A 25770-nucleotide genomic window follows, 5' to 3' on the forward strand; every position below is an offset into this window, starting at 1 on the left:
CCGAATCTGAATTGATTGAATCTGACCAGACAGCGATAGAGAGGTAGACCATGGATACGGAAATTTTTGAGAATATCGAATCCGAGGTACAGAGTTACGCACGCAGCTTCCCGGTGGTCTTCGACAAGGCCCAGGGCAGCTATCTGTACGACGAGGCCGGTACCCGCTACCTGGACTTTCTGGCCGGCGCCGGCACCCTGAACTACGGGCACAACAACCCGGTGCTTAAGGAAGTGCTGCTGGAGTACATCCAGAACGACAAGATCGTGCACGGCCTGGACATGCACACCGTCGCCAAGCGTGACTTCCTGGAAGCCCTGGACGAGTACATTCTCAAACCCCGTGAAATGGACCACGTGGTGCAGTTCACCGGCCCCACCGGCACCAACGCCGTGGAAGCGGCGCTGAAGATCGCCCGTAACATCAAGGGCCGCGAGAACATCATCAGCTTCACCAACGGCTTCCACGGCGTCAGCCTGGGCGCCCTGTCCGCCACCGGTAACAGCCACCACCGTGGCGTGGCCGGCGTGACCATGGGCGGCGTCAGCGTGATGCCCTACGACGGCTACCTGGGCGATGCCTTCGACACCACCGAGTACCTGGACAAGGTGCTGTGCGACTCCTCCAGCGGCGTCGACCATCCCGCCGCGGTGATCGTGGAAACGGTGCAGGGCGAGGGCGGCATCAACGCGGCCAGCTTCGAGTGGCTGCGTAACCTGGAGCGGGTCTGCCGCAAGCACGACATGCTGCTGATCCTGGACGACATCCAGGCCGGCTGCGGTCGTACCGGTACCTTCTTCAGCTTCGACAACGTGGGCATCAAGCCGGACATCATCACCCTGTCCAAGTCGCTCAGCGGCTATGGCCTGCCGTTCGCCGTGGTACTGCTCAAACCGGAGCTGGACCTGTGGAAACCGGGCGAGCACAACGGTACCTTCCGGGGCCATAACCTGGCCTTCGCCACCGCCGCCAAGGCACTGGCCCACTTCTGGAGCGACGACACCTTCGCCAAGGAAGTGCAGAAGAAAGGCGACCTGATCACCGAGCGCTTCCGCGACATCGCCGGCGCCTACGAGGATCACTGGTTCTACCTGAACGGCCGCGGCATGATGCAGGGCCTGGTGTGTCGTGACGGCCAGCTCGCCGAGGAAATCACCAAGGCGGCCTTCCGTCGCAAGCTGGTGATCGAGACCTCCGGCGCCGACGACCAGGTGATCAAGACCCTGTGCCCGCTGACCGTGTCCGAGGACGAGCTGAACGAAGCCATGGACATCCTCAAGGAAAGCGTGGCCGAAGTCATGAAAGACCGGATCAAACGCGGCGACGCGCACTCCGTCTCCAGCCTGGCGGGCTGATTCAAAACGCCGACCCCGGCCGCCTTCCCGGCGGCCGGTTTATCTCCCCTTTTCCTTTATTCCAATCCTTTGGAGGTCCCGATGATTGTTCGTACCCTGGCGGAAGCTGAAAAAACGGAACGTCGAGTGGTCGCCGAGAACGGCAATTGGCAGTCCGTGCGCCTGTCCCTGAAGGAAGATGGCATGGGCCACTCCTTCAACATCACCACCATCTTCAAGGGCACCAAGACCCACATCAAATACGCCAACCACTGGGAATCCGTGTACGTGATTTCCGGCAAAGGCAAGATTGAGATGATCGAAACCGGTGACGTCCACGAACTGACCCCCGGCACCATCTATCTGCTCGACCAGCACGACGAGCACTATCTCTATGGTGGCGAGAACGAGGACATGGTGGTGGCCTGCGCCTTCACCCCGCCGCTGAGCGGTAAGGAAGTGCACGACGAAAACGGTGTCTACCCCGCCGACCTGGACTGATCCCAGGATTCGCCCGGTGCGAACACCCGAAGCGGAGCCTCTGGCTCCGCTTTTTTTATGGGCCACGGGAATCGACCAAGGTCTAATTCAGGCCCCCCTGAATTTTCGCCATAGTACAACCACTTCGCGGCGGTCGGGGAAACCGCCACGCGCCGGTGAATCCAGCCTTGCACCGACAATTTATGGCTCTGGAGAGTTTCCACGGTGCCCCTCCTACGGGAGGGGCCCTCCTCTTTTTTTGAGCCGTTTTTTCCCGGGCGCCACGCTTTGCCGGACGCCGACCGGGGGCACGGCAACCGGGTCCTGGCCGTGTATACTGCCGGGATAACGAGTCACAGGCCCCAATAATGAAAATACTGATCGCCGACGACCATCCTCTTTTTCGCGCCGCCCTGCGCCAGGCCGTGGATATGAGCTTCCAACGGGCCGACATCGTCGAGGCGGACTCCCTGGCCGCCCTGGAAAAACTGGGCGAGGACCAGGTGCCCTTTGAGCTGATTCTGCTCGACCTGCACATGCCCGGTACCCATGGCTTTTCCGGGCTGATCTATCTGCGCGAGCTGTACCGCAAGGTGCCGGTGGTGGTGATCTCCGCCAATGAGGCGGTGGAAGTGGTGCAGCGCTCCTTGCAGTTCGGCGCCGATGGTTTCATCCCCAAATCCGCCTCGGTGGACGCCATGACCCGGGCCCTGTCCCGGATTATCGGCGGCGAACGCTGGGTGCCGGACTACGCCCGCCGCCACGCCCCGCCGGACCCGGGGGAGTTCGCCGGCATGCGCGAGCGCATCACCCAGCTCACGCCGCAACAGTTCCGTGTCATGGGTATGCTGATGGAAGGCATGCAGAACAAGGTGATCGCCTACGAACTGGACGTGTCCGAGGCCACCGTGAAGGCGCACATGACCGCCATTTTCCGCAAGCTGGGCGTGCGCAACCGCACCCAGGCGGTACTGGCGCTCAAGGACCTGGCCATCGAGCCGCCCGGCCTGGAATGACCCCGGGGGCTACAGCCCCCGCAGCACGCGCAGAATGGCCTCCTCGCTGACCGGCTTCTGTAGAAAACCGACGCCCCGCTCCTCGGCCTCGGCGCGGATTTGCGCGCACCGGTCGGCGGTGATCAGCACCGCCGGCACCACCTCTTCCCAGTACCCGTCCAGCGCCTCGATCACCTGGAACCCGTTCTCGTCGTCATCCAGCTGGTAATCCACCAGCAGCAGGTCCGGCTCCGGGGCGCCGGCGGCCCGGCGCAGGGCCTCCTCCCGGGAGCGGGCGGTGACCGGGTCGCAGCCCAGGGCGCGCAGCAATGCCTCCAGGCTGGCCAGCAGCCCCGGATCATTGTCCACGCAGAACACCCGGGTACCGGCCAGATCGCGGCGGTCCTCCACCGCCGGCGCGGCCGGCGCCGGGGTGGCCGCCGGCGCCTCGGCCTCGGCCAGGGGCACATAGACGGAGAACACCGTGCCTCGACCGGGCCAGGAATCCACGGTGATGCGGTGCCCGAGCAGGCGGCAAATGCGGTCGGCGATGGCCAGGCCCAGCCCCAACCCCTTGACCTGCCGCCGCCCCTGCTGGGGCAGCCGCATGAATTCGTGGAAGACCCGTGTGTGCTGGTCCTCGGGGATGCCGGGGCCGGTGTCCCAGATCTCGATGCGCAGGGTGTCGCCCCGGCGCCGGCAGCCGAACAGCACCCGGCCGCGCTCGGTGTAGCGCACCGCGTTGGACAGCAGGTTCTGCAGTACCCGCCGTAGCAGGGCCTCGTCGGTGCACACCCGCAGGTCACTGTAGACGGTGTGCAGATCCAACCCTTCGGCCCGGGCCAGCACGCTGAACTCCTCGCCAAGCTGTTGCATCAGGGGGCGCACCGCCACCACCGAGGGATGGGCCTGCATGGTGCCGGTGTCCAGGCGGCTGATTTCCAGCAGCGCCGAGATGATCTGCTCGGCGGCGCGCAGGGAACTGTCGATATGCCCCAGCACCTGCCGCTCGTCGCCGAACTGATCGCCGCGCTGGCCGAGCCGCTGGGACAGGGACGAGGCGAACAGCTGGGCGGCGTTGAGCGGCTGCATCAGGTCGTGGCCGGCGGCGGCCAGGAAGCGGGTCTTGCCCTCATTGGCCTGCTCCAGCTGACTGTTCACCTCCGACAGCCGGCGGGTGCGCTCGGAGACCATCTGCTCCAGGTTCTCGTTGATCTGCCGCAGGGCGATCTCGTCACGCTTGCGCTCGGTAACGTCCATATAGGTACTGACGAAACCGCCGCCTTCCATGGGATTGCCACGCACCTCCACGATCACCCCGTTGGGCAGCTCCCGCTCGAAGCGATGGGCGCTGCCCTCGCGCAACAGCTGCACGCGCTTGCGCACGTCCTCGTCCAGGTCGTGGCCGTCGTAGAAGCCCCGTTCCGCGTTGTGCCGGTAGACCTCCTCGATGGGCCGCCCCAGCCGGATAAAGCCCTCCGGATAGTCGAACAGGTTCACGTAGGCCTGGTTCCAGGCGACGATGTTCAGGTCCCGGTCCACCACGCAGATGCCCTGGCTGATGGTCTCGATGGTGGTGCGCAACAGCTGGTGATTGAACTGTATCAGCTGCGACGCTTCGTCCATGATCCGCACCATGTCGTCACGGCGCACGCTCTGCTTGCTGAGCAGCGAACCCATCACGATGCGGGCGGTGGACGCGCCCATGGCGCCGGCCAGCAGGCGCTCCACATAGCGCACCAGATGCAGGGGCGCGGGCAGCGACGGATCCTCGGAAATCTGACGCCGGTGCAGGTAATCGAAAAACAGCGGCCGGGCCCGGGGGTGGCCCAGCCCGCGCTCGCACACCTGCAGCAGTTCGCCGGTGGTGATCAGCGGATGGCCCATGCCCTCCCGCCACCAGTCCGTGGGGGTGTCGACGAAACGGGTGGCCTGGGTTTCGTCCAGCGGGCTGTGCCGGGCCCGGCGGGAGAGCGACACATAGGCCAGCAGGTTCAGGCTCAGGCTCCAGAACACGCCATGGGTGAGCGGTTCCAGCCCCTCGATGCCGAACAGGGCGTAGGGCCGCAGGATGCCCAGGCCCAGCAGCCCGCTCTGGTTCAGATAGTCCACCCAGCTCACCGGCAGCACCAGGGGCAGCAGCAGACAATAGAACCAGACCAGGAAGCCCAGGATCAGGCCGACAAAGGCGCCGCTCTGATGGCCGCGCCGCCAGTACAGGCCGCCCAGCAGCGCCGGCGCCAGCTGCGCCACGGCGGCGAACGACAGCAGCCCGATGCGCGCCAGCCCCTCGAAGCGGTCGATCAGAATGTGGAACAGAAAGGCCAGCGCCAGCAGCACCACGATGCTCAGCCGCCGCAGCAGACGCACCTGATTACTCAGGTCGGAGAGCTCCTCGTCCCCCTGGATCCGATACTGCACCCAGGCCGGCATCAGCACCTCGTTGGTGAGCATGATCGCCAGGGCCATGGTCGACATGATCACCATGCCGGTGGCGGCGGCGATGCCGCCGATAAAAGCCAGCAGCATCATGCCGTTGTTGCCCATCGCCATGGGCAGCGACAGCATGTACATGTCCGCCGGCCCGCCATGGGACTGGGTAAGCAGGCCGGCGGCCACGATCGGCAGCACGAACAGGGCGAACAAGCCCAGATAGAGCGGCATCAGCCAGCGCGCCTTGCGCAGATGCTGCAGGTCGTTGTTCTCCACCACGCCGGCATGGAACTGGCGCGGCAGGCAGAGAATGGCCAGCATCGACAGCAACAGGGCGGTGACGAAGTTCTGCGAGAACAGCGCCGGCTCGAAGGTGCCGCGGATGCGCGGCGAGGCCATCATGTTGCGCCACAGATCCAGCGGCCCGTTGAACACCACGAACAGGCAGAACAGACCGATAATCACGAACGCCACCAGCTTGATAAAGGACTCGAAGCTGACCGCCAGCATCAGCCCGGACTGGTGCTCGGTGGCGTCGATATGGCGGGTGCCGAACAACAGAGTGAACACCGCCATCAGCGCGGACACCGCCAGGGCGATGTCCAGTGGCGGGGTGGCGTTGATGCCGACCACGTGTTCAAAGGACAGGGTCACCGCCTTCAGCTGGAGGGCGATGTAAGGGAGCACGCCGACGATCGCCACCACCGTGACCAGCACCGCCAGCTGCCGGGATTTGCCGTAGCGCGCCGCCAGGAAGTCGGCGATGGAGGTGATGTGGTGCTGCTTGCCCACCGACACCAGCTTATAGATCAGTTCCCCGCCCAGCAGCATGGTGAGAATCGGACCCAGATAAATGGGCAGGTAGGTCCAGCCGCTGTGCGCCGCCTCCCCCACCGCCCCGTAGAAGGTCCAGGAGGTGCAGTACACCCCCAGCCCCAGGCTGTAGGTCCAGGCGTTGTTCACCACCGGCAGGCCGCGCCGTTCGGCACGGTCGCCCCACCAGGCAATGACGAACAGCACCATCACATACAACAGGGCCAGCAGGCCGAGCTGCCACAGACTCAGCAAGGGATCACCACTGAAACAGAACCTGACCGAACCGTACCACCACCGCCAGGATCAGCACCAACAGGCCGGCGCGCTGGATCTTGAACTCCGCCACCGAGAGCGTCATGCCCCGGGTCCAGAAGCGCAGCACGCCGCCCCAGTCGCCGGTCCGGTGGATGTAGTGGCCGTAGGCGAAGAGGACCAGCGCCAGGCCCAGCAGCAACAGGACGCTTTGCAGGTATGCCATGAGTGTTCTCCTTATTGTTCGGCGACCGCGGGGTTCAGTTTCAGGTACATCAGCGCCGCCGTGGTGGCGTCGCCGCGGGCGGTGTGCCGGCCGATCACCGGCACCCCCAGTTTGCCGGCCACGCGCTCGAAGCGCAGGTCCGGCAGCGCATCCGGGCTGCGGTAGCGTTCGCGCTTGCGGTACAGATCGGAAAGCTCCACCACCGGATTGGGCAGATCAAAGCCCAGCGCCGGTCGCAGGTAACGATTGATCACCGCCAGGTCGAAGTCCAGGCACCACCCTACCAGCGGGCGGTTGCCGATGAATGCCAGCAGTTGCTCCAGGGCCTGGTGTACGTCCAGGCCCTGCGCCAGGTCCACGCCGCGCAGCCGATGGATGCGGATCGAGTCCCCGCTGAGACTGGCCGGCGGCGCCAGATGCAGCTCCAGGGCCGCCCCGGCCCGCACCCGGCCCTCGCGGATCGGCACCGCCGCCACCGACACCAGCTCCGCCCGGCGCGGGTCCAGCCCGGTGGTCTCGCAATCCAGGGCCATCAGCTCCTGGCCGTCCGGCGTCCGGAACAGATGACCGTAGGGCCCGCTGCCGTGGCGCCGTTTCTGTACCAGCCTTTTCAGCACATCGATACTCCGGATCGTTCAATACTCCAGATGAAAGCGCCGGGACAAGCGCTTCTTGAATTCGTTGACCACCTGCAGGGATTCGCGCAACAGATCCCGCTCCAGGGCGGACAGACGATCCACCAACAGTTGGTTGCCGGGCAAATGCGGATCCTCGCCGCCGTCGCCTTCCAACCGGGCCAGTTGCTGGCGCAGCCGCAGTTCCGCGAACAGGGCCATGGCCTCGCCCAGTTCCTCGGCGAAGCCCGCGTCCATCTGGCCCGCGTCCACCAGCCGGTCGAGCCGCGCCAGGGTGCCGGTGTCCCGGATCCGCTGTTCCAGGCTCATGGCGCGCACCCCGTGCACCACCGGAAACAGGCCGCCTTTCTTGATATCGATGCCCTGGTCCGGCTTTTTCAGGGCACCGAACCAGTTCAACGGGGTGGCGAACTTCAGCGACGGCCGGGCAAACCGGGACAGCAGGATCTGGTCGGCGCTGCAGCGCTGGAACAGGGTCTCGCGCAGCGTCTCCACCAATTCCACCCGGCCGGCCACCGGATGGGCGTCGATCAGAATCGCCAGGTTCATCATCGCCGCGTCGTCGCCCTGGCCGGCCCAGCGTGACACCTTCCCGCGCCAGTCCGACAGCGAGCCCACCCACTCCGGGTTGGACACCATGATGTTGCCGGGGCAACGGGGATAACCCAGGGTCAGCAGCGTTTCCGTGAAGCGGCGCATGTGCTCGTCGCGGTCCGGCCAATCGGCGGCGTCGTCGAGGATCAGGGCGTTGTCCTGGTCGGTCTTGAGAATCTGCTCGCCGCGCCCTTCACTGCCCAGCACCAGCAGGCAGCCGTGCTCCTGATGGGCCTCCGGCACCACGAATTGAAAAGCCTTGCTGATGATGCGGCCGTTGAGCGCCGCCAGCAGGTCCATGGCGAAGCGCATCTTCACGCCCTGGGCCATCAGCGCCCGCACCAGTTCCGGCAGGCGCGCGCTGGCCAGCGACAGCGCCGGCAGGTTGTCGGCGCGCTCCACCTCCAGGCCCACCACGTAGGAGCGGCTGGAGAAGAAGCTGAGCACATCGGTGAGCTCCACCACGCCCACCGGCTTGCGCCCTTCCATGACCACCACCCGCTCCACCTCGTGGCGGGTCATGCTGACCAGGGCGGCGAACAGGTATTCGTCCGGCGGCACCTTGACCAGCCGGAAGGTGGCCAGGGACAGGGCCGGCGAGGCCGGCGTCAGCCCTTCGTCCACCAGCCCGCGCAACAGGTCGGTTTTGGTGATCACGCCAACGTGACCGTCGCGCTCCACCAGCAGACTGTCCGCCTGCCGCGCGTTGAGCGCCGCCACCGCCTGCTGCACCGTCCCTCCGGTGGGCAGCACCAGCGGCTCGCGCATGCACTGATGCACCTTGGCGAGCATGAACCCGGCCATGGTGACGCCGCCCTCGCGGCGTTCGGCGAGCAGCCGGTTCTTGCTGGCCAGCCGCTGCCGGAAATAATCAGCGAACGCCGGCTGCTCATCACACAGGGTTTTGAACAGCGCGGCGGGAATCAGATAGCAGAGGGTTTCTTCCTCGGTAATGAACCGGTACCGGCTGCGGCCGTTCAGCACGCTGAGCGCGCCAAACACGTCGCCGGCGGTATAGACCCCGAGCCGACCGGCATCCGCCGGCAGGGTGGGGTCCAGCTCCAGCACCGCGCCCTTGTGCACCACGTGCACGTAATCGGCGGGCCGGCGCGCCTCGAGCAGCACCTGGCCGGCCTCGAAGAAGGCCATTTCCATGGCCGCCTTGAGACGCTCGCGGTGGTCCTCTTCCAACAGGGAGAACGGCAGTTGCTCGAAATCCACGTCGATCATGGCGATGCACCGGTGTCTAAACGGCAATCGGGGCGGCGCCACGCGCCACCCCGATTTCAGTTTACTCCGTTTACCGTGGCGGGCGTCAGTGGGCCTGGGCCGCTCCGGCGCCGCGCGGTACGCGGATGTCCTCGACGATATGCTGGATGTGCTCCGGCGGCGGCGCGGTCACGCGGGACACCACCAGGGCGACGATAAAGTTGAGGATCATGCCGACGGTACCGATGCCCTCCGGCGACACCCCGAACAGCCAGTTGTCCGCGGTGTTCAGCTCCGGCGACACGAACTTGAAGTAAACGATGTAGCAGAAGGTGAAGGCCAGGCCCACGGCCATGCCGGCGATCGCCCCTTCCTTGTTCATGCGCTTGTAGAAGATGCCCATGAGAATCACCGGGAAGAAGCTGGCCGCCGCCAGGCCGAACGCGAAGGCGACCACCTGCGCCACGAAGCCCGGTGGATTGATGCCGAAGTAGCCGGCGATGATGATCGCCACCACCGCCGCCAGCCGCGCGGCCAACAGCTCCTGTTTCTCACTGATGTCCGGCTTGAGCGTCTTCTTGAGCAGGTCGTGGGATACCGCCGAGGAGATCACCAGCAACAACCCGGCCGCCGTGGACAGTGCCGCGGCCACGCCACCGGCGGCCACCAGGGCGATCACCCAGGCCGGCAGATTGCCGATCTCCGGATTCGCCAGCACCATGATGTCCCGGTCCACGTAGATCTCGGAGGCGTTGTCGGTGGGCGCGTTGGTGATCACCCGCTGGCCCACGTCGCCGGTGGCTTCCTCACGGCTGCCCGCGAAGGTCGGCGCGCCCTTAAAGGGGTCGCCGGCGGCCATCTGCACGCGCCCGTCGTTGTTCTTGTCCAGCCAGCCGATCAGACCGGAGTTTTCCCAGTTGTAGAACCAGCCGGGCAGCTCCTGGTATTCGGTGTTGTTGACGGTTTCGATCAGGTTGGTACGGGCGAAGGCACCCACCGCCGGCGCGGTGGTGTACAGCAGAGCGATAAAGAACAGGGCCCAGCCGGCACTGATCCGCGCATCGCGCACCGTCGGCACGGTAAAGAACCGTACGATCACGTGGGGCAGACCGGCGGTACCGCACATCAGGGCGGCGGTGATGAAGAACACATCGATAGTGCTCTTGGAACCGTCGGTGTAGGCGCCGAAGCCCAGGTCCTGAACGATCTGGTCGAGCCGGTCGAGCAGATAGACCCCGGTGTCGTTGCCGGCGGCATCAAGCACCGTGGCGCCGAAGCCGGTTTGCGGCAGCACATGGCCGGTCATCATGATGGACAGGAACACCGCCGGCACCAGGAAGGCGAAGATCAGCACGCAGTACTGCGCCACCTGGGTGTAGGTGATGCCTTTCATGCCACCCAGCACCGCATAGAAGAACACGATCGCCATGCCGATGATCACGCCGATGTTCACGTCCACTTCCAGGAAGCGCGCGAACACGATGCCGACGCCACGCATCTGGCCGGCCACATAGGTGAACGAGACGAAGATCACGCAGATCACCGCCACGGTACGGGCCACGTTCGAATAGTAACGGTCGCCGATAAAGTCGGGCACGGTGAACTTGCCGAATTTACGCAGATAGGGCGCCAGCAACATGGCCAGCAACACATAACCGCCGGTCCACCCCATCAAATACACAGAGGCGTCGTAACCAGAGAAGGCGATGATCCCCGCCATGGAGATAAAGGACGCCGCCGACATCCAGTCCGCGGCGGTGGCCGCGCCGTTGGCCAGAGGCGAAACACCGCCGCCGGCCACATAGAACTCTTTGGTGGAACCCGCCCGGGACCAGATCGCAATGCCGATATACAGCGCGAACGATCCGCCCACAAACAGATAGGTCAGAAATTGAACATCCATTTTTCCGGTCCTCTTTTTATTACTCTTCGTGGACGTCGAATTTACGATCCAGTTTGTTCATGGAGCGCGCGTACATGACGATCAGCGCCAGGAACACATAGATCGAGCCTTGTTGGGCGAACCAGAAGCCCAGTTTGAAACCGAAGAACTGAATGTTGTTGAGCGCGTCCGCGAGCAGGATGCCGCAACCGTAGGACACGACGAACCAGACAACCAGGTAACTCAGAATCAACCGGATATTGGCGGCCCAGTAGGCGCGGGCATTTTCTTCTCTCATTGGTCTACCCCTCTGCGTACTGACTGGAAAACTCTTGCGAGTCTTGCCGCAGAGACTAAACAAAGGCGCGGGTGGCCACAGTATGACTTTAGTCGAACCCAGGGGAGGGGCGGCGCGGGCTCAGGCCGGCAGCGTGCCGGCGGCGCGGTACAGGGTGGCGGTCAGAGGGGCAAGGCGGGTTTCCCGTTTCACCGATTCCAGCAAAGGGCCGGCTTCGGGCCAGCGGCGCCGGGAATAGCTCAGCCATTGTTTGACCCGGCCACACAGTTGCGCGTCGGTGCCGGTGTCGACGATGGCGTCGGCGAACCGGCAAAGCACCGCCAGCACCTCGTCCCAGCCCGCCGGCGGACCGCCGCGCACTTCCCGGCACAGCAGTGGATCCGCCACCGCGCCACGGCCCAGCATCAGATCGTCACAGCCGCTCTCACGCTGGCAGCGGCGGGCGTCCTCGCGGGTCCAGATCTCGCCATTGGCGATCACCGGCAGGGCCACCGCCCGGCGGATATCGTCGATGCGGTCCCAGTAGGCCGGCGGCCGGTAGCCCTGGCGCTTGGTGCGCCCGTGCACGGTCAGCCAGGCGGCGCCGGCGTCCTGCACCGCCCGGGCGTTGTCCAGGGCGCGCTGGTCGTCGGCGTTGCCGAGCCGCATCTTCACCGACACCGGCACCGTGGCGGGCACGGTACCGCGCACGGCGGCGGTGACCGCGTGCACCAGCTCCGGTTCATCCAGCAGCACCGCGCCGCCGCGATGGCGGTTCACGGTTTTCGCCGGGCAGCCGAAGTTCAGATCAATGGCCGGCGCCCCCAGCTCCACCGCCCGCGCCGCGTTGTCCGCCACGCAGGACGGGTCGGAGCCGAGCAATTGCAGATGCACCGGCGTCCCCGCCAGGGTGCGGGCGCCGTGACGCAGCTCCGGGCACCAGCGGTAAAAGACGCGCGGCGGCAGCACTTCGCCGCTGACGCGCACGAACTCGCTGACGCACCAGTCGTAGGTGGCGGAGGCGGTGAGCGCCTGGCGGACCCAATAGTCCGCCAGACCCTCCATGGGGGCGAGGATCAGTTTCATGGGCGCGGAGTATACAGCAGGGGAAACGGGCAGCGGCGAGCCCCGCCGGCACCGCAAGCGAAACGCCATAGATATAAGGAGATCAGAGGAAGAAGCCGCTTGCGACGACCCGGCGGGCATTTCACTATAGGTGCCCCGGTGACCCGGCGGAAGGCCGTGGTTAGACCCTTTTGGAATGAGGAATTTGCCCATGAGTACCCACGATGGCGGCTGCCTGTGCGGCAAGGTGCGCTACCGGATCCACGGCCCTTTTCACCAGTTTCACCTCTGTCACTGCTCCCGCTGCCGGCGCTTCAGCGGCACCGCCCACGCCGCCAATCTGATGGCCCCCGCGGACAGTCTGGAATGGCTTAGCGGCGAGGAGCTGGTACGACGTTTCGACCTGCCGGAAGCGAAGACCTTCGCCCGTGCCTTCTGCGGTGAGTGCGGCAGCATGGTGCCCCACGCCCGAAGGGACGGCAGCCTGGCGGTGATCCCCGCCGGCGGTCTGGACCAGGCCCCGGATCTGGATCCCAACGACCACATTTTCTGGGAAGACCGGGCCGAGTGGTACGAACCCGGCATCGGCGCCAAAAAGTACCCTGGCCTCCCGGGCGACTAAGCCGCGCGCCGCCGGATTGACCGCCCCACGGCGCTCCAGTACTGTTGCGCCGCATTCCGAGAGAGAGACCCATGGCCAGTAAAGCCCCACAGTTGGAAGAAGCCCTGGACAGCCTGGAAGCCCTGGTGGAGCGGATGGAATCCGGTGATTTGACGCTGGAAGAATCGCTGGCGGCCTTCGAGCAAGGGGTCAAGCTGACCCGCGAATGCCAGCAGGCCCTGACCCGCGCCGAGCAGAAGGTCCGCATCCTGCTCGACCAGGACCCGAACGCGGAGCCCGCGCCGTTCGAAGACCGCGATGAACAGTGACCCGAACCGGCTCGAGCCGTTCGCCGATGAAGCCCGCGTCCGGCTTCAGGCGGCGCTCCATCGCCTGCTGCCGGACCCCGCCACCAGCGCCAGCCCGCGGCTGGCCGAGGCGATGCGCTATGCGGCGCTGAACGGCGGCAAGCGGATCCGCCCGATGCTGGTGTACGCCGCCTGCCGGCTGGCCGGCGGCGAGCCGGAGCGGGCCGACGTGGCGGCGGTGGCGGTGGAGGCGATCCACGCCTACTCCCTGGTCCATGACGACCTGCCGGCCATGGACGACGACGACCTGCGGCGCGGCCAACCCACCTGCCACCGGGCCTTCGACGAGGCCACCGCGATCCTCGCCGGCGATACCCTGCACACCCTGGCCTTCGACCTGCTGGCCGGCGCCGGCGACTACTCCGACGCCGCCCGGGTGGCCATGGTGCGGGTGCTGTGCCGCGCCGCCGGCGGCACCGGCATGGCCGCCGGCCAGATGCTGGACATGGCCGCCCACGGCCGCCTGCAGGACCCGGCAGCCCTGGAACGCATGCACTACCTGAAGACCGGCCGCCTGATCACCGCCAGCCTGCTGCTCGGCTACCACGCGGCGGAACGCGCCGACGCCGACCTGGAAGCCGCCCTGATCGCCTTCGGCGACGCCATCGGCCTGGCCTTCCAGATTCAGGACGACATTCTCGACGTCACCGCCGACACCGATCAATTGGGCAAGCCCAGCCGCTCCGATGAAAAACACGGTAAAAGCACCTTCCCGGCCCTGCTCGGCCTGGACGCCAGCCGCCAGCGCGCCCAGGCCCTGTGTGACCAGGCCCGCGCCGCCCTGGACGGCTACGGTGCCGCCGCCCGGCCTCTGCAACAATTGGCGGACTTTATCGTGCGACGCACGCACTGACGGCGCGGCCACTGACGCACCCCGGCCGTGACCGTTATACTTCGCCCTTGTCATGCCGCCGCTGACTGATTCAGGCTCGAATCCATGCCAAAGACGTTCACCGACATTCCGTTGACCCGCCCGAACACGCCCCTGCTGGACCGCATCGCGGCGCCGGCGGACCTGCGCCAGCTGCCGGAGGCGCAACTGGAACGGCTGGCCGACGAACTGCGCGCCTACCTGCTCTACGCGGTGGGCCGCAGCGGCGGCCACTTCGGCGCCGGCCTGGGCGTGGTGGAGCTGACCCTGGCGCTGCACTACCTGTTCGAGACGCCCCACGACCGGCTGGTGTGGGACGTGGGCCATCAGTGCTACCCGCACAAGGTGCTCACCGGCCGCCGCGACGACCTGCTCAAGGTGCGCCAGCAGGGCGGCCCGTCCGGCTTCCCCAAACGGGGTGAATCCGAGTACGACACCTTCGGGGTGGGCCATTCCTCCACCTCCATCAGCGCCGCCCTGGGCATGGCCCTGGGCGCCGAGAACGCCGGCGAGAAGCGACGCACCGTGGCGGTGATCGGCGATGGCGCCATGACCGCCGGCCAGGCCTTCGAGGCGCTCAGCCACGCCGCCCACACCCGCGCCAACCTGCTGGTGGTGCTCAACGACAACACCATGTCCATCGGCCACAACGTGGGCGGGCTGGCCAACTATTTCGCCCGCATCTGGGCCTCCAAGACCTACATTGCCCTGCGCGAGGGCGGCAAGAAGGTGCTCTCCGCCATGCCGGCGGCCTGGGACTTCGTGCGCCGCACCGAGGAGAGCATGAAGAACATGGTGAGCCCGGACATGCTGTTCGAGGCCATCGGCTTCAATTACATCGGCCCCATCGACGGCCACGACCTGGACGAGCTGACCGCCACCCTGGCCACCATGCGCGACCTGGAAGGCCCGCAGCTGCTGCACGTCTACACCACCAAGGGCAAGGGCTTCGGCCCCGCCGAAGCGGACCCGGTGGGCTACCACGCGATCAACAAGATCGAGCCCAAGCCCAAGGTGGCGGTGGCCAAACCGGCGCCGACCAAGGGGCCCAAGTACCAGCAGGTGTTCGGCGACTGGCTGTGCGACCTGGCCGAGAAGGACGAACGGCTGATCGGCATCACCCCGGCCATGTGCGAAGGCTCCGGCATGGTGGACTTCGCCCGCCGATTCCCGGACCGCTACCACGACGTGGCGATCTGCGAGCAGCACGCGGTGACCCTGGCCGGCGGCATGGCCTGCGAGGGCCGCAAGCCGGTGGTGGCGATCTACTCCACCTTCCTGCAGCGCGCCTACGATCAACTGATCCACGACGTGGCCCTGCAGAACCTGGACGTGACCTTCGGCCTGGACCGGGCCGGCCTGGTGGGCGAGGACGGCGCCACCCACGGCGGCGTGTTCGATCTGGCTTACCTGCGCACCGTGCCCAATATGATCGTGGCGGCGCCCTCGGACGAGAACGAGTGCCGCCAGCTGCTCTACACCGCCTGGCTGCATGAGGGACCGGCGGCGGTGCGCTACCCGCGCGGCACCGGCCCCGGCGCCGCCATTCAGTACGCCATGACGGCCCTGCCGGTGGGCGAGAGCCGCACCCTGCGCCAGGGCAAGGGTCCGGCCGCGCTGCTGGCCTTCGGCGCGCTGGTGCCGGCGGCCCTGGAAGCGGCGGAGAAGCTGGACGCCACCGTGATCGACATGCGCTGGGTGAAACCCCTGGACCGCCGGGCGGTGCTGGATGCCGCCGCCCGCCACAGCCTGCTGGTGACCCTGGAAGACCATCAACGCATGGGCGGCGCCGGCTCGGCGGTGAACGAACTGGTGCTGGACGAGGGCCTGGCGGTGCCGGTGCTGAACCTGGGGCTGCCGGACCACTTTATCCATCACGGTAAGCGCGACGAGCTGCTGGCCCAGCATGGCCTGGACGCCGCCGGCATCGAGACCAGCGTGCGCGAGCGTCTCAAGCGGCTGGACAGCGCCCTGCCCCACCGGGCCTGAGTCCGGGCGCCGCTCCTACACCTACGGCGACCTGGAAGCGCGCCGGCGCCAAGCGGCGCGCGCCAGCAGCAGCACCGCCAGCGCCAGCCCGCCGGCCACCAGGTCGTCCAGCACGATGCCGAGACCGCCGTTCAGATGCAGGTCCGCCCAGCCCACCGGGCCCGGCTTGAGCACATCGAAAAAGCGGAACACGGCAAAGCCGACCAACCCCCAGCCGACATGGCGGGGCACCACCGTCAGCGCCAGCAGCAACCCACCCAGCTCATCCCAGACCACCGAGCCCGCGTCATGGACGCCGAGCGCCTCGGACGCCAGCCCGCACAGCGGCACGCCGGCCACCGCCACCAGCCCCACCACCACCAGGTAGTGGCGCCGTGGCAGCCGCGCCAAAGGCCACCAGATCAGCAGAAACAGCAAGGACGCCACCGTGCCCGGCGCCCAGGGCGACAGCCCGGCGCCCAGGCCCTGGGCCAGCAGGACGAGAAAGGATTCCGGATGCATAGGGCGTTTCCTTGGTTGGATTTCGTGCGGCTGTTGCAGGAGCGGCTGGGCGGCAATCCGCTTTAGCCGCGATCAACCGGTGCGGCCATCGCGGCTAAAGCCGCTCCTACAAAACAATGCCGCGGCGTTCCTACGAGAAATGGCGCCAGCCGGGGGCGGCGGCGGGGCGTTCGGTGCCGTCCGGGTCGCGCAGGCGTACCGGCCCAGGGCCGCTGATGCGGCCGATGGCATGGGTGCCCTCCGGCAGCGGTTCGTCGCCGGGCCAGGTGAACAGCAGCCGGTAGTCGTCACCGCCGGCCAGCTGCAGAGCCAGGCGGTCCTCCGCCTCCAGGGCGGCCAGTTCCTCGTTCACTGGCAGCGCGGCGGTGTCGATCACCGCGCCCAGACCGCCGCTGGCCTTGAGCACATGGCCCAGGTCCTGGAGCAGCCCGTCGGAAATATCGATGCAGGCGCCGGCCCGGCCAGCCAGGCGCTGCCCCAGGGTCAGGTCCAGATCCGGGGCGGCGAAATGGCGGGCGCTGAACGAATCCCGGCGACCGGCCCGCCAGTACCGCAGCCCCAGGCCGCCCAGCCCGGGCACGCCGCTCACCGCCAGGATCTGGCCGGGCAAGGCGCCGTCGCGGCGCAGCACCCGGTCGGCGCGCACCGCGCCGGTGGCCTGGATCGCCACGCTCAGCGGGCCCCGCGTGATGTCCCCGCCCACCAGCGCGATGCCGGCCCGGTCCGCCAGGGCGAACATCCCGCGGCTGAAATCGGCCAGCCAGGCGTCCTCCACCCGGGGCAGAGTCAGCGACAGCAGAAACCAGAGCGGGCGGGCGCCCATGGCGTACAGATCGGAGAGGTTCACCGCCAAACAACGATGGCCGGTTTCGAAGGGGGGCAGATCCTCGGGGAAGTGGCGGCCGGCGATGCTGGTGTCCAGGGTCATCACCAGTTGTTCGCCGGCGGGCGGGGCCAGCAGCGCGGCGTCGTCGCCGGGGCCCAGCAGCACGCCTTCGCCGTCCGGGCCACCGGGACGGCGAAAGTAGCGATCAATCAGGGAGAATTCGTCCATGGCCCGCTCCCGGCCGGCTCAGGCGTCGCCGCCGTCCCGGTCGCCGCTGTCCTGATCCGTATTGTCCGGTTCACGGCGGCGGTGGGCGGTTTCCGCGGAGCGCAGGCGCCGCGCCAGCTTGTCGAGCACGCCGTTGACGTACTTGAAGGAGTCCTCGGCGCCGAACACCTTGGCCAGCTCGATGCCTTCGTTGATCACCACCCGGTAGGGCACGTCCAGACGTTCCTTGAGCTCGAACGCGCCGAGTCGCAGCAGCGCCTTCTCCACCTGGGAGAGCTCCTCCACGCGGCGGTCCAGAAATGGCCGCAGCGCCTCGTCCAGCTCCCCGACCTGCCCCGGCACGCCGTGCAGCAGGTCGTGGAAGTAAGTGCGGTCCACCTTTTCCATATCGTTGGTGGCCAGGAACTGCGCCTCGATGTCGCTCAGCGCGGTGCCCGCCAGTTGCCACTGGTAGAGCGCCTGCAGCGCGTAACGGCGCGCCTTGCGGCGCGCGGAGGGGGAAGACGGAACGGTCATCAAAGCGCCTTGAGCAGGGAAACCATTTCCAACGCGGACATGGCGGCCTCTGCGCCTTTGTTGCCGGCTTTGGTGCCGCTGCGCTCAATGGCCTGTTCGATACTGTCCACGGTCAGCACGCCGAACGCCACCGGCACGCCGGAGTCGTTCTGTACCGCCGCCAGACCCTTGGCCGCTTCGCCGGCAACGTACTCGAAATGGGCGGTGCCGCCACGGATCACCGCGCCCAGCGCCACCACCGCGTCGTAGTCGCGCTTGGCCAGCAGGTTCTTCACCGCCACCGGCAGTTCCCAGGCGCCGGGCACGCGGATGATTTCGATGTCGTCGCGGCTCACGCCGTGGCGTACCAGCGCGTCCACCGCGCCGGCCAGCAGGGCTTCCACCACGAAGCTGTTGAAACGGGTCACCACCAGGGCGTAGCGGCCGCCCACGTTGTTCAGAGTGCCTTCGAAGGTCTTGATGTCGTGCATGTCGTGTTTCCTTTGTTGGCCCGCGCGGCGCGCGAGTGCCGTCTCTGTCAGCTGTCCGCTTCCACGTATTCGGTAATCTCCAGGCCGAAGCCGGAGAGCGCGTTAAAGCGCATCGGCGAGCTGAGCAGGCGCATCTTGCGCACGCCCAGTGCCTTGAGAATCTGCGAGCCGGTACCGATATTGCGATAGGCCCGGGACTGCCCCTTGGGGGCCTGGGTCTGCCCCTCGAAGAACGCCCGCAGACGGTTGAGGGTGGGCTCCGCGTCCTCGTCCTGACCGAGCAGGATCACCACCCCGGTCTCCGCCTCGGCCACCGCTTCCAGCACGCGGTGCATGTTCCAGCCGGTGCGACCGTCCAGCTTGGCGCTCATCAGATCGCGCAGCGGGTCCACCTGATGCACCCGCACCAGCACTTCCTGGTCTTCCCGGATCTCGCCCTTCACCAGGGCCACGTGCAGGTGTCCGTCCACGGTGTCGTTGAAGGCCACCAGACGGAACTGGCCGTACCAGGTGTCCAGCGGGTGCTCGGAAACCTGCTCGATGGTCTGCTCGTTGAGTGCCCGGTACTGAATCAGGTCGGCGATGGTACCGATCTTGATGCCGTGCTGCTCGGCGAACGCCTCCAGGTCCGGACGGCGCGCCATGGAGCCGTCCTCGTTCATCACCTCACAGATCACGCCGGCGGCTTCGCAGCCGGCCATCACCGCCAGATCACAGGCCGCTTCGGTGTGGCCGGCGCGGCGCAGCACGCCGCCGGGCTCGGCCATCAGCGGGAAGATGTGGCCGGGCTGGACAATATCCGACGCCTTGGCGTCACGGGCCACCGCGGCCTGCACGGTGCGCGCCCGGTCGGCGGCGGAAATACCGGTGGTGACGCCTTCACGGGCCTCGATGGAAACCGTGAACTTGGTGCCGAAGCCGCTGCCGTTGGCGCGCACCATGAGCGGCAGGTCGAGCTGCTCGCAGCGGGCCCGGGACATGGGCATGCAGATCAGGCCGCGGCCGTACTTGGCCATGAAATTGATCGCCTCCGGGGTGACGTGCTCGGCGGCCATCACCAGATCGCCCTCGTTTTCCCGGTCCTCATCGTCCATCAGGATCACCATCTTGCCCTGACGGATGTCCTCGATCAGTTCTTCAATGCTGTTGAGTTGCATGTGACTGCCTTTGTCCGCGTCCAACGTCGGGTCAGACGCCGTTCAGAAAACCGTGTTCGGCCAGAAACGCCATGGAGATGCCCTGGGAGCCGGCCTGGGCGGCCCGCTCGCCGAGCAGCAACCGCTCCAGATAGCGCGCAATAATATCAACTTCCAGATTCACTGGCGTCCCCACCGCCCAATCCTGGATGGTGGTGACCTGCTGGGTGTGGGGAATGATGTTCAGGGAGAACACCGCGCCGTCCACGCTGTTCACCGTCAGGCTGATGCCGTCCACGGTGATCGAGCCTTTCTGGGCGATGTAGCGGGCCAGTTCCGCCGGCGCCTCGATGTCGATACGCACCGAACGCGCGTCCGGCGTCAGCGATTTGACCGTACCGAGCCCGTCCACGTGGCCGCTGACCAGGTGGCCGCCCATGCGGGTGGACGGCGTCATTGCCTTCTCCAGGTTCACCCGGCTGCCGGCCTTGAGCTGCTTCAGAGACGTCAGCGACAGGGTTTCGCCGGACACGTCGGCGCTGAAGGTGTCGCCGCCGCTCAGGGCGGTGACCGTCAGGCAAACGCCGTTAACGGCGATGGAATCGCCCAGTTTGACGTCGCCGAAGTCCAATTCAGCGCTCTGGATGCGCAGCGTCACGTCCCCATTGGCGGGGGTCAACGCCGCCACCCGTCCCTGGGCTTCAATGATGCCTGTAAACATGACTGTACCTCTGTGGATCCGGATGCGGACGCCGGTGAAGACCGGCCGAGCGTGCGGGAGAACCGCCGGGCGCGCGGAAATATGCAGGAGGAGCGCAATCATAAACGCCCCGGGGGATTCAGTCCAAACCCGGGGCGTGGAAGGTGGGTAAGCAGACGGGAAAGAAGGGCCCTACCAGGTGAGGCGGCCGCTGAGCAGTGCCCCCTGGCTGTGGTGCTCGCCGCCCAGGCGGGCCTGGTAACCGGCCCACAGGGAAAGGGCCGGGTTCACCGCCAGGCCGACACCCAGGTGCGGGGCCAGCTGCAGGCTGTCGCGCTCGGCGCCAGACACCCGGAAAGCGCCCGCCGTCCCCACGAAGGCGGCGTCCTGCTCGGCGCGGGCGTCGCCGAAGCCGCGCTCCAGGGCGAGGCCACCGTGCAGGCTCAAGCGTTGGCGGCCAATCTGGAAATAGCGGGCGCCGTCGACCCCCACGGCGGCTTCCCCGACGCCCAGAGTGGTGTCGTCCACGGCCAGACCCAGCGCGCCGGCGCCGGTTTCCGTGAAGGCGTCCCGCTCCAGCCGGGTCCAGCCCACCCGGCCGTAGGGCCGCAACACCACGTCGCCCTGCATCAGGTCGACGCCGGCTTCCAGGTCGACCCGCAGGCTCCGCAGTTCGCTGTCGGACTCGGCGTACACGCCGGCGCCGGCGGCCCGACGATGATCCACCCGGGCACGGCCGTAATTGAGATCGCCCCGCGCATACAGGCCCTCGCCCCCTTGCCAGCGTCCGTACAGGCCGGCGAACCAGGCCCTCAGGTCGCCATCCGCGTCCCGGTTATCGTAGTGGAAGTCCCCCTGGCCGCGCCCGGCGGCGGCGCCCAACAGCCAGTCGCCCCGGCGCCCGTCCACGCCCAGGGCCAATTGCTCCCCCCGGAAGGTGTAGGCGGCGTTACCCGTGGGGAAATCGCCGTCTTCCTGATAGCGGGAAGAGCGCGCCTGCACCCACACGCCTCCGCGCTCACCACGCCCCTCCCCGGCGGCCCGGGCCGGCGTCAGCCCGGTGGGCGCCACGGTACGATGGGCACTCCCGGTTGGGGCCGCCAGGGCCTGCAGTCCCCGTTGCAGACGCTGATTCAGCGTGGCCCGCGAGCCGCCGTCCAGGGCACCACCGCGCTGACGCAGGGCATCCGCGAACTGACGCTGCAACGCCACCGCCACCGTGGGGCCGGCCAACAGGCTGTCGCCGCTCAGCGCGGAGAACGCCGCCGGCGCCCCGGCGCCGCTGAGCGGCAACAGAAGCTGCTGGACGGCGTGGCCGGTGGGCAGGGTTTCCGCGTGGGTCGCCACTGCCCGCTGGTTGTCGGTTCCCGCCAGGCTGGCAAAGCGCACGTCATTGCGGGCCAGCCGCAGAGTAACGTCGCGGGCGCCGTACACCAGCGACGGATCAAGAAAAGCATAATCCGAGGACACGTCGTCGAACTGGCCGAGGATCCCCCCATCGGCGCTAAGAAAGGTGTATTCGCTAAGCGGGCGATAACCACCGCTGGCGCCGACATGAATCACCGACCCGGCCAGCCGGGCCTGGCCCGCCACCTGGATCCGGTCACCGTCGCCGCCGGACGGGTCCACTTCCACCGCCAGGGTGGCACCGCTGTTCAGGGTCAGATCGCCACCCACGGCCAGGGTACCGATGGAGTTGCCCGCCGCCAGGGTGCCACCGGTTTCCACCACGGTGGCCCCGACCGTGCCGGTGCCGCCCAGGGTGGCGCCGTCGGCCACGGTCATGGCGCTGGCGCGCCAATCGCCGTTCACCGCCAGCCCCCCTTGATCAATCCGCGTGGCACCGGAGAAAGCGGCGCCGTCACCGTTGAGCGTCAACCAGCCCGCCCCGCGCTTGCGCAGCGCGCCGGTGCCCGAGAAACCATTGTTCAACACGGCGGCGGCGGCCTGGTCGATGACCAGGGTGGCGTTATTGACAATATCGCCCCCGCCCAGGCTGGCCGCGGACCCGGTGAGCGTGCCGCCGCTCACCGTCAGCCCGCCGCCGAACCCGTTGGCGCCGGTGAGCACCAGGTCCCCGGCGCCGGTTTTCTCCAACCCGCCGGCGCCCTGCAATTCACCGTTCCAGGTCAAGGCATGGCCGGCGGCGGTCACCTCCAGGGTGCCGCCGGCGACGCCCAACTGCAGTTGCCGGGCCGTGTCGCTGAACCCGGTGCCGGTAACGATCAGCGTGCCGCCATCCAGGCCCAGAGCACCGCCGCCCAGGGCGCCATCGGAGGCCACCGACAGGCCGCCCTCGCGGACCAGGGTGCCGCCGGCATGACCATTGGCGCCACTCAGGGTCAGCACGCCGGCGCCGGTTTTTTCCAGCACCCCGGCGCCGCTGATGGTACCGGCGTAGACGCCGTCCAGGCTTTGCTCAAAGCGCAGCACCCCCTGGTTGGTCACATTCCCCCCAAGCGCGTCGCTGTTCCCGGCCAGGGTGCCCCCTTCGATCAACCAGTCCTGGGCGCCGTTGCCGGTCAGCCGCCAGGTACCGGCGCCGCGTTTGGCGAACGCCTCGAACCCCTGGAACGCCGTGCCGATGTCGCCCAGATCGAAGACCCCGTCGTCGGCGCCACCCAGGGCCAGCATATCGTTGCCGCCCTCGGCCCGGACCCCGCCGCTCTGCTGGAAACCGCTCAGCAGCGTCAGCCGGTTGGCGCCGCCGGTGAAATGGATGGCGGCAGCGCGATTGCTGCCGTTACTGCGAGTGCCGCCGCTCACCGTGCCGCCCAGGGTAACGTCCAGATCCGCGCCGCTGACGCCAACGCCGCCCTCCGCCACCATGCCGAAACCGACGAAACCGCTGCCGCCACCTTGTACCTCGGCGCCGCTGGCGATCAGCAGGTCACCGCCGTCCATGACGATGCCGGCACCGCCGTCGCCGCTCTGGGCGCCGTCGCCGCCCCGGCCGCCCATCACCTCGCCACCGAGAATTTCCACACTGCCGCCGCCGGTGAGGCGCATGCCCGCGCCGCCGTCAGCGCCATCACCGCCGGAGCCAACGCTGTCACCGCCCCAACCGCCATACAGGCCACCGGAGAATTGACGCACGGTGGCGGCGTTGTCGATCCACACCGCGTCACCGGCGGCGCCCCCGTCGCCGCCGCGCTCGCCGAGGCCACCGTCGCCGCCAAGGATATCGCCCCGGTTGATCAGCGTGGCGCCCGACATGCGCACACCGGTGCCGCCCTTGCCGCCGGCACCACCGGCGGCGGGATAGTCATAGGTACTGCCGGCACCGCCTTCGCCGCCGTTGCCACCCTGGATATAGCCGCCGGCGTCATTGGTCAGGGTGCCGCCGCCGTCCATGTTTCGGAAGGCATCGCCGCCATCACCGCCGTTGCCCCCTTCGCCGGCCAGGTAATAGTCAGAAAAACCGCCTTCGCCCCCATCCCCTCCGTACAGTTCACCGGCATTATGAGTGCCGAGACCCACGCCTTGCCGCACCACGCCATGGCCGCCCATACCGCCATGGCCGCCATCGTCAAAAGGCCGCGCCAACTTCCAATACAGCAGCCCAAGGGCGTGCAGGGGCGTATTGTTCGTGTTGCTCATCTCGATGTTGTAGAGATAGCTTGTCTGCCCGATTGACAGGTAATCGGCGGCGCCACGTTGGGTGGCATAGACACTGATAAGCCCGGAAGCGAAGGCGCCGCTGATCTTGTCGGCGATGTCCCGCGGGGTATCCGTGGCTTCGATCACGATGGTTGCCGTTACGCCGTCAATGGTGATGCTGAAACTGTCGCCGGGCACAATGCCCTTCTGGCCGGCCAGCGGCGCCGTGCCGTCCAGGCCATAGGCGGCGGTCTCCGCGGCTTCAGAATAGCCATCCAGCGAATGCCCCTGCCCGCCCGTGCCGCCGTCGTGCACGGTGCCCGCGCCGATGATCAGGGAGGCATCGGCATTGATCACGGCGCCTCCACCGTCACCCCCGGCGCCGCCGCGCACGCCATCGGAGCCGGTGCCATCCGCCCCCGGCATGCCGGACACCGCCGACGCCATCGCCGGCAACAGCGCCATGGAAAAACACAACCCGACCCGTTTTTTTCGGGTAAAAGCAGCCCCCCAAGGGCCAGAAAGAGAACAGGACATCGCACCCTCGATTCGGTATTTTTATCAACGATAGGGCAGAAAAATAGCAAGGCGCCGATCGCCTCACCACGGCGCCGTTTTATGAATTTCGTGAAAGTTATCATCCAAAAAAAGACAACAGAGATGATTCAAAAGGGGGAAGCAATTGATCAGCCAAGACAACCCACCGGGCACCGTCCACGCCTTGGGAATGGGCGGCGGGGAGCGGTTCGAACTGCCCGGGGTACGCGGACGAATGGAACGGCTGGAATTGGCCAGCGGCCTGGTGCTGTATCGGGTGGATTACCGGGCTGGAGAAGACTGCACCTTGCAGCTCGACCGCCCCACCTTCCAGCAGCCCTGGATCGGAAGCATTTTCCATATTCAGGGCCGCTCCGGCATGGAGCTGCCGGACGGCAGCCATCACCAGGTCACGCCGGAGCGCGCCCTGCTGGTACGCACCGACATCAGCGGCACCTGCTTCCGACTCAGCCGTGGCGAACAGGTCCGGCACATTGGCGTGGCCTGCCCCCTGGACGTGCTCCGCGACCACCTGGGCGGCGGGCTGCCGACAGCCCTGAAGCCCTTCGTCGGCCGCTATGGCGACACGGTGGCGGTGCGTGCGCTGCATCCCAGCAGCCGCCTGCGGCAGTTGGCCACCAGCCTGTTCACCACCCATGCCCAGGGCCTGTGCCGGGGCATGAAGATGGAAGGCGCGGCCCTGCTGTTTTTGTCGGAAATTCTGGAAAATTATTGCGACAGCCCGGCCACCGAGACGCTGCCCGCCTGGGAAGAACAGGCCTTCCGGGAAATCCGTGATGCCATTATCGACGACCCGGGGGCGCCGTTATCCATCCCCGCTCTGGCGGACCGGGCCGGCCTCTCCGAAAGCCGCCTCAATCAGTTGTTCCAGCACCAGGAAAAACGCTCCTGCGCGGAGTTCATACGCGGCGAGCGCCTGGACCAGGCCCAGCGACTGCTGGAAACCGGCGACGCCCCGGTCAAGGTGGTGGCGGCGCGAGCGGGCTACAGCCATGTCAGCAATTTCTCCCGCGCCTACCGCGCCCGCTTCGGCGAACCGCCCGCGCGCACCCTGCGTCGGGCATTGACCCGCTGAGCCCGCGCCGCCGGGCGCCGGTTCGACGGGACCGGGAAAAACATGCACTATTTGCCTGCCTCGAACCCGACACTCCCATCAACCGTGTCCCCCGGCCGGCGCCCGCTTGACGCCGGCCCCGATCATTGGAGGA

General features: G+C 67.2%; 22 protein-coding genes. 8 read left to right on the forward strand and 14 right to left on the reverse strand.

The genetic code is table 11. The annotated features are described in order from the left end of the window. The first annotated feature begins 50 nt into the window (after positions 1–50). The 3 genes from ectB (at position 51) to ACLD0W_RS02360 (ending at position 2830) form a co-directional block, all read left to right on the forward strand. The gene (gene ectB, locus ACLD0W_RS02350; RefSeq protein ID WP_410305903.1) at positions 51–1355 is read left to right on the forward strand and encodes a diaminobutyrate--2-oxoglutarate transaminase; all 1305 of its coding nucleotides are present in this window, start codon (positions 51–53) and stop codon (positions 1353–1355) included. An 81-nt stretch (positions 1356–1436) separates the two neighbouring features. Further along, the gene (locus ACLD0W_RS02355; RefSeq protein WP_410305904.1) at positions 1437–1835 is read left to right on the forward strand and encodes an ectoine synthase; all 399 of its coding nucleotides are present in this window, start codon (positions 1437–1439) and stop codon (positions 1833–1835) included. A gap of 344 nt (positions 1836–2179) precedes the next feature. After that, positions 2180–2830, forward strand: a complete 651-nt coding sequence (locus tag ACLD0W_RS02360; protein WP_410306797.1) for a response regulator — start codon at positions 2180–2182, stop codon at positions 2828–2830. Positions 2831–2839: 9 nt separating this feature from the next. Here ACLD0W_RS02360 and ACLD0W_RS02365 read toward each other — a convergent pair whose 3' ends face one another. The 7 genes from ACLD0W_RS02365 to ACLD0W_RS02395 all read right to left on the reverse strand — a co-directional run bounded on the left by ACLD0W_RS02365 (position 2840) and on the right by ACLD0W_RS02395 (position 12219). Next, entirely contained in the window at positions 2840–6310 is a 3471-nt protein-coding gene (locus ACLD0W_RS02365; RefSeq protein ID WP_410305905.1) for a NahK/ErcS family hybrid sensor histidine kinase/response regulator, read from the reverse strand. A 4-nt stretch (positions 6311–6314) separates the two neighbouring features. Further along, entirely contained in the window at positions 6315–6536 is a 222-nt protein-coding gene (locus ACLD0W_RS02370) for a hypothetical protein (RefSeq protein WP_410305906.1), read from the reverse strand. 11 nt (positions 6537–6547) lie between these two features. After that, positions 6548–7153, reverse strand: coding sequence for a 3'-5' exonuclease (locus tag ACLD0W_RS02375; protein WP_410305907.1), 606 nt, complete (start codon positions 7151–7153; stop codon positions 6548–6550). A gap of 18 nt (positions 7154–7171) precedes the next feature. After that, the gene (locus ACLD0W_RS02380; protein WP_410305908.1) at positions 7172–8995 is read right to left on the reverse strand and encodes a DUF294 nucleotidyltransferase-like domain-containing protein; all 1824 of its coding nucleotides are present in this window, start codon (positions 8993–8995) and stop codon (positions 7172–7174) included. A gap of 85 nt (positions 8996–9080) precedes the next feature. Further along, complete coding sequence (locus ACLD0W_RS02385; RefSeq protein ID WP_410305909.1) at positions 9081–10877, reverse strand: sodium:solute symporter family protein; 1797 nt, start codon at positions 10875–10877, stop codon at positions 9081–9083. Between the two features lie 19 nt (positions 10878–10896). Continuing rightward, complete coding sequence (locus ACLD0W_RS02390; RefSeq protein ID WP_410305910.1) at positions 10897–11154, reverse strand: DUF4212 domain-containing protein; 258 nt, start codon at positions 11152–11154, stop codon at positions 10897–10899. Positions 11155–11274: 120 nt separating this feature from the next. After that, a complete protein-coding gene (locus ACLD0W_RS02395; protein ID WP_410305911.1) occupies positions 11275–12219 on the reverse strand; it encodes a tRNA dihydrouridine synthase in 945 nt (314 codons plus the stop codon). A 190-nt stretch (positions 12220–12409) separates the two neighbouring features. On the opposite strand from ACLD0W_RS02395, the gene ACLD0W_RS02400 reads away from it, so the two are divergent. The 4 genes from ACLD0W_RS02400 (at position 12410) to dxs (ending at position 16027) form a co-directional block, all read left to right on the forward strand. Next, positions 12410–12820: a GFA family protein gene (locus tag ACLD0W_RS02400; RefSeq protein WP_410305912.1), complete on the forward strand. Its 411-nt coding sequence runs from the start codon at positions 12410–12412 to the stop codon at positions 12818–12820. Between the two features lie 71 nt (positions 12821–12891). Further along, positions 12892–13128 (forward strand): exodeoxyribonuclease VII small subunit, encoded by a 237-nt coding sequence (locus ACLD0W_RS02405; RefSeq protein WP_204430172.1) that lies wholly within the window; start codon positions 12892–12894, stop codon positions 13126–13128. Beyond that, positions 13118–14020, forward strand: a complete 903-nt coding sequence (locus tag ACLD0W_RS02410) for a polyprenyl synthetase family protein (RefSeq protein ID WP_410305913.1) — start codon at positions 13118–13120, stop codon at positions 14018–14020. The genes ACLD0W_RS02405 and ACLD0W_RS02410 overlap by 11 nt, the downstream gene beginning before the upstream one ends. Before the next feature lie 84 nt (positions 14021–14104). Further along, a complete protein-coding gene (dxs, locus tag ACLD0W_RS02415) occupies positions 14105–16027 on the forward strand; it encodes a 1-deoxy-D-xylulose-5-phosphate synthase (protein WP_410305914.1) in 1923 nt (640 codons plus the stop codon). A gap of 21 nt (positions 16028–16048) precedes the next feature. On the opposite strand, the gene ACLD0W_RS02420 is transcribed toward dxs, so the two are convergent. The 7 genes from ACLD0W_RS02420 to ACLD0W_RS02450 all read right to left on the reverse strand — a co-directional run bounded on the left by ACLD0W_RS02420 (position 16049) and on the right by ACLD0W_RS02450 (position 24469). Then, entirely contained in the window at positions 16049–16528 is a 480-nt protein-coding gene (locus ACLD0W_RS02420; protein WP_410305915.1) for a phosphatidylglycerophosphatase A, read from the reverse strand. Between the two features lie 130 nt (positions 16529–16658). Beyond that, complete coding sequence (thiL, locus tag ACLD0W_RS02425; RefSeq protein WP_410305916.1) at positions 16659–17582, reverse strand: thiamine-phosphate kinase; 924 nt, start codon at positions 17580–17582, stop codon at positions 16659–16661. Positions 17583–17600: 18 nt separating this feature from the next. After that, complete coding sequence (gene nusB / locus ACLD0W_RS02430; protein ID WP_410305917.1) at positions 17601–18098, reverse strand: transcription antitermination factor NusB; 498 nt, start codon at positions 18096–18098, stop codon at positions 17601–17603. Continuing rightward, positions 18098–18568: a 6,7-dimethyl-8-ribityllumazine synthase gene (gene ribE, locus ACLD0W_RS02435; protein WP_410305918.1), complete on the reverse strand. Its 471-nt coding sequence runs from the start codon at positions 18566–18568 to the stop codon at positions 18098–18100. Before ribE ends, nusB begins: the two co-directional genes overlap by 1 nt. Positions 18569–18615: 47 nt before the next feature. After that, a complete protein-coding gene (ribBA, locus tag ACLD0W_RS02440) occupies positions 18616–19725 on the reverse strand; it encodes a bifunctional 3,4-dihydroxy-2-butanone-4-phosphate synthase/GTP cyclohydrolase II (RefSeq protein WP_410305919.1) in 1110 nt (369 codons plus the stop codon). A gap of 31 nt (positions 19726–19756) precedes the next feature. Then, positions 19757–20425 (reverse strand): riboflavin synthase, encoded by a 669-nt coding sequence (locus tag ACLD0W_RS02445; RefSeq protein WP_410305920.1) that lies wholly within the window; start codon positions 20423–20425, stop codon positions 19757–19759. Between the two features lie 171 nt (positions 20426–20596). Continuing rightward, entirely contained in the window at positions 20597–24469 is a 3873-nt protein-coding gene (locus tag ACLD0W_RS02450) for an autotransporter domain-containing protein (protein WP_410305921.1), read from the reverse strand. 217 nt (positions 24470–24686) lie between these two features. Here ACLD0W_RS02450 and ACLD0W_RS02455 point away from each other — a divergent pair, with 217 nt between their 5' ends. After that, positions 24687–25637, forward strand: a complete 951-nt coding sequence (locus ACLD0W_RS02455; protein WP_410305922.1) for a helix-turn-helix transcriptional regulator — start codon at positions 24687–24689, stop codon at positions 25635–25637. Positions 25638–25770 lie beyond the last annotated feature (133 nt).

Origin of the sequence: Alloalcanivorax sp. C16-1, from assembly GCF_046507805.1 — a bacterium.
In the GTDB taxonomy this organism is placed as follows: Bacteria; Pseudomonadota; Gammaproteobacteria; order Pseudomonadales; family Alcanivoracaceae; genus Alloalcanivorax.

Excerpts from the sequence above, each read along its gene's own strand:
- ribE (WP_410305918.1), bottom strand. The coding sequence starts at position 18,568 with ATGCACGACATCAAGACCTTCGAAGGCACTCTGAACAACGTGGGCGGC.
- ACLD0W_RS02390 (WP_410305910.1), bottom strand. The coding sequence starts at position 11,154 with ATGAGAGAAGAAAATGCCCGCGCCTACTGGGCCGCCAATATCCGGTTG.
- ACLD0W_RS02355 (WP_410305904.1), top strand. The coding sequence starts at position 1,437 with ATGATTGTTCGTACCCTGGCGGAAGCTGAAAAAACGGAACGTCGAGTG.
- dxs (WP_410305914.1), top strand. The coding sequence starts at position 14,105 with ATGCCAAAGACGTTCACCGACATTCCGTTGACCCGCCCGAACACGCCC.
- ribBA (WP_410305919.1), bottom strand. The coding sequence starts at position 19,725 with ATGCAACTCAACAGCATTGAAGAACTGATCGAGGACATCCGTCAGGGC.
- ACLD0W_RS02400 (WP_410305912.1), top strand. The coding sequence starts at position 12,410 with ATGAGTACCCACGATGGCGGCTGCCTGTGCGGCAAGGTGCGCTACCGG.
- ectB (WP_410305903.1), top strand. The coding sequence starts at position 51 with ATGGATACGGAAATTTTTGAGAATATCGAATCCGAGGTACAGAGTTAC.
- ACLD0W_RS02420 (WP_410305915.1), bottom strand. The coding sequence starts at position 16,528 with ATGCATCCGGAATCCTTTCTCGTCCTGCTGGCCCAGGGCCTGGGCGCC.
- ACLD0W_RS02395 (WP_410305911.1), bottom strand. The coding sequence starts at position 12,219 with ATGAAACTGATCCTCGCCCCCATGGAGGGTCTGGCGGACTATTGGGTC.
- ACLD0W_RS02385 (WP_410305909.1), bottom strand. The coding sequence starts at position 10,877 with ATGGATGTTCAATTTCTGACCTATCTGTTTGTGGGCGGATCGTTCGCG.
- ACLD0W_RS02445 (WP_410305920.1), bottom strand. The coding sequence starts at position 20,425 with ATGTTTACAGGCATCATTGAAGCCCAGGGACGGGTGGCGGCGTTGACC.
- ACLD0W_RS02410 (WP_410305913.1), top strand. The coding sequence starts at position 13,118 with ATGAACAGTGACCCGAACCGGCTCGAGCCGTTCGCCGATGAAGCCCGC.
- ACLD0W_RS02450 (WP_410305921.1), bottom strand. The coding sequence starts at position 24,469 with ATGGCGCTGTTGCCGGCGATGGCGTCGGCGGTGTCCGGCATGCCGGGG.
- ACLD0W_RS02405 (WP_204430172.1), top strand. The coding sequence starts at position 12,892 with ATGGCCAGTAAAGCCCCACAGTTGGAAGAAGCCCTGGACAGCCTGGAA.
- thiL (WP_410305916.1), bottom strand. The coding sequence starts at position 17,582 with ATGGACGAATTCTCCCTGATTGATCGCTACTTTCGCCGTCCCGGTGGC.
- ACLD0W_RS02380 (WP_410305908.1), bottom strand. The coding sequence starts at position 8,995 with ATGATCGACGTGGATTTCGAGCAACTGCCGTTCTCCCTGTTGGAAGAG.
- ACLD0W_RS02370 (WP_410305906.1), bottom strand. The coding sequence starts at position 6,536 with ATGGCATACCTGCAAAGCGTCCTGTTGCTGCTGGGCCTGGCGCTGGTC.
- nusB (WP_410305917.1), bottom strand. The coding sequence starts at position 18,098 with ATGACCGTTCCGTCTTCCCCCTCCGCGCGCCGCAAGGCGCGCCGTTAC.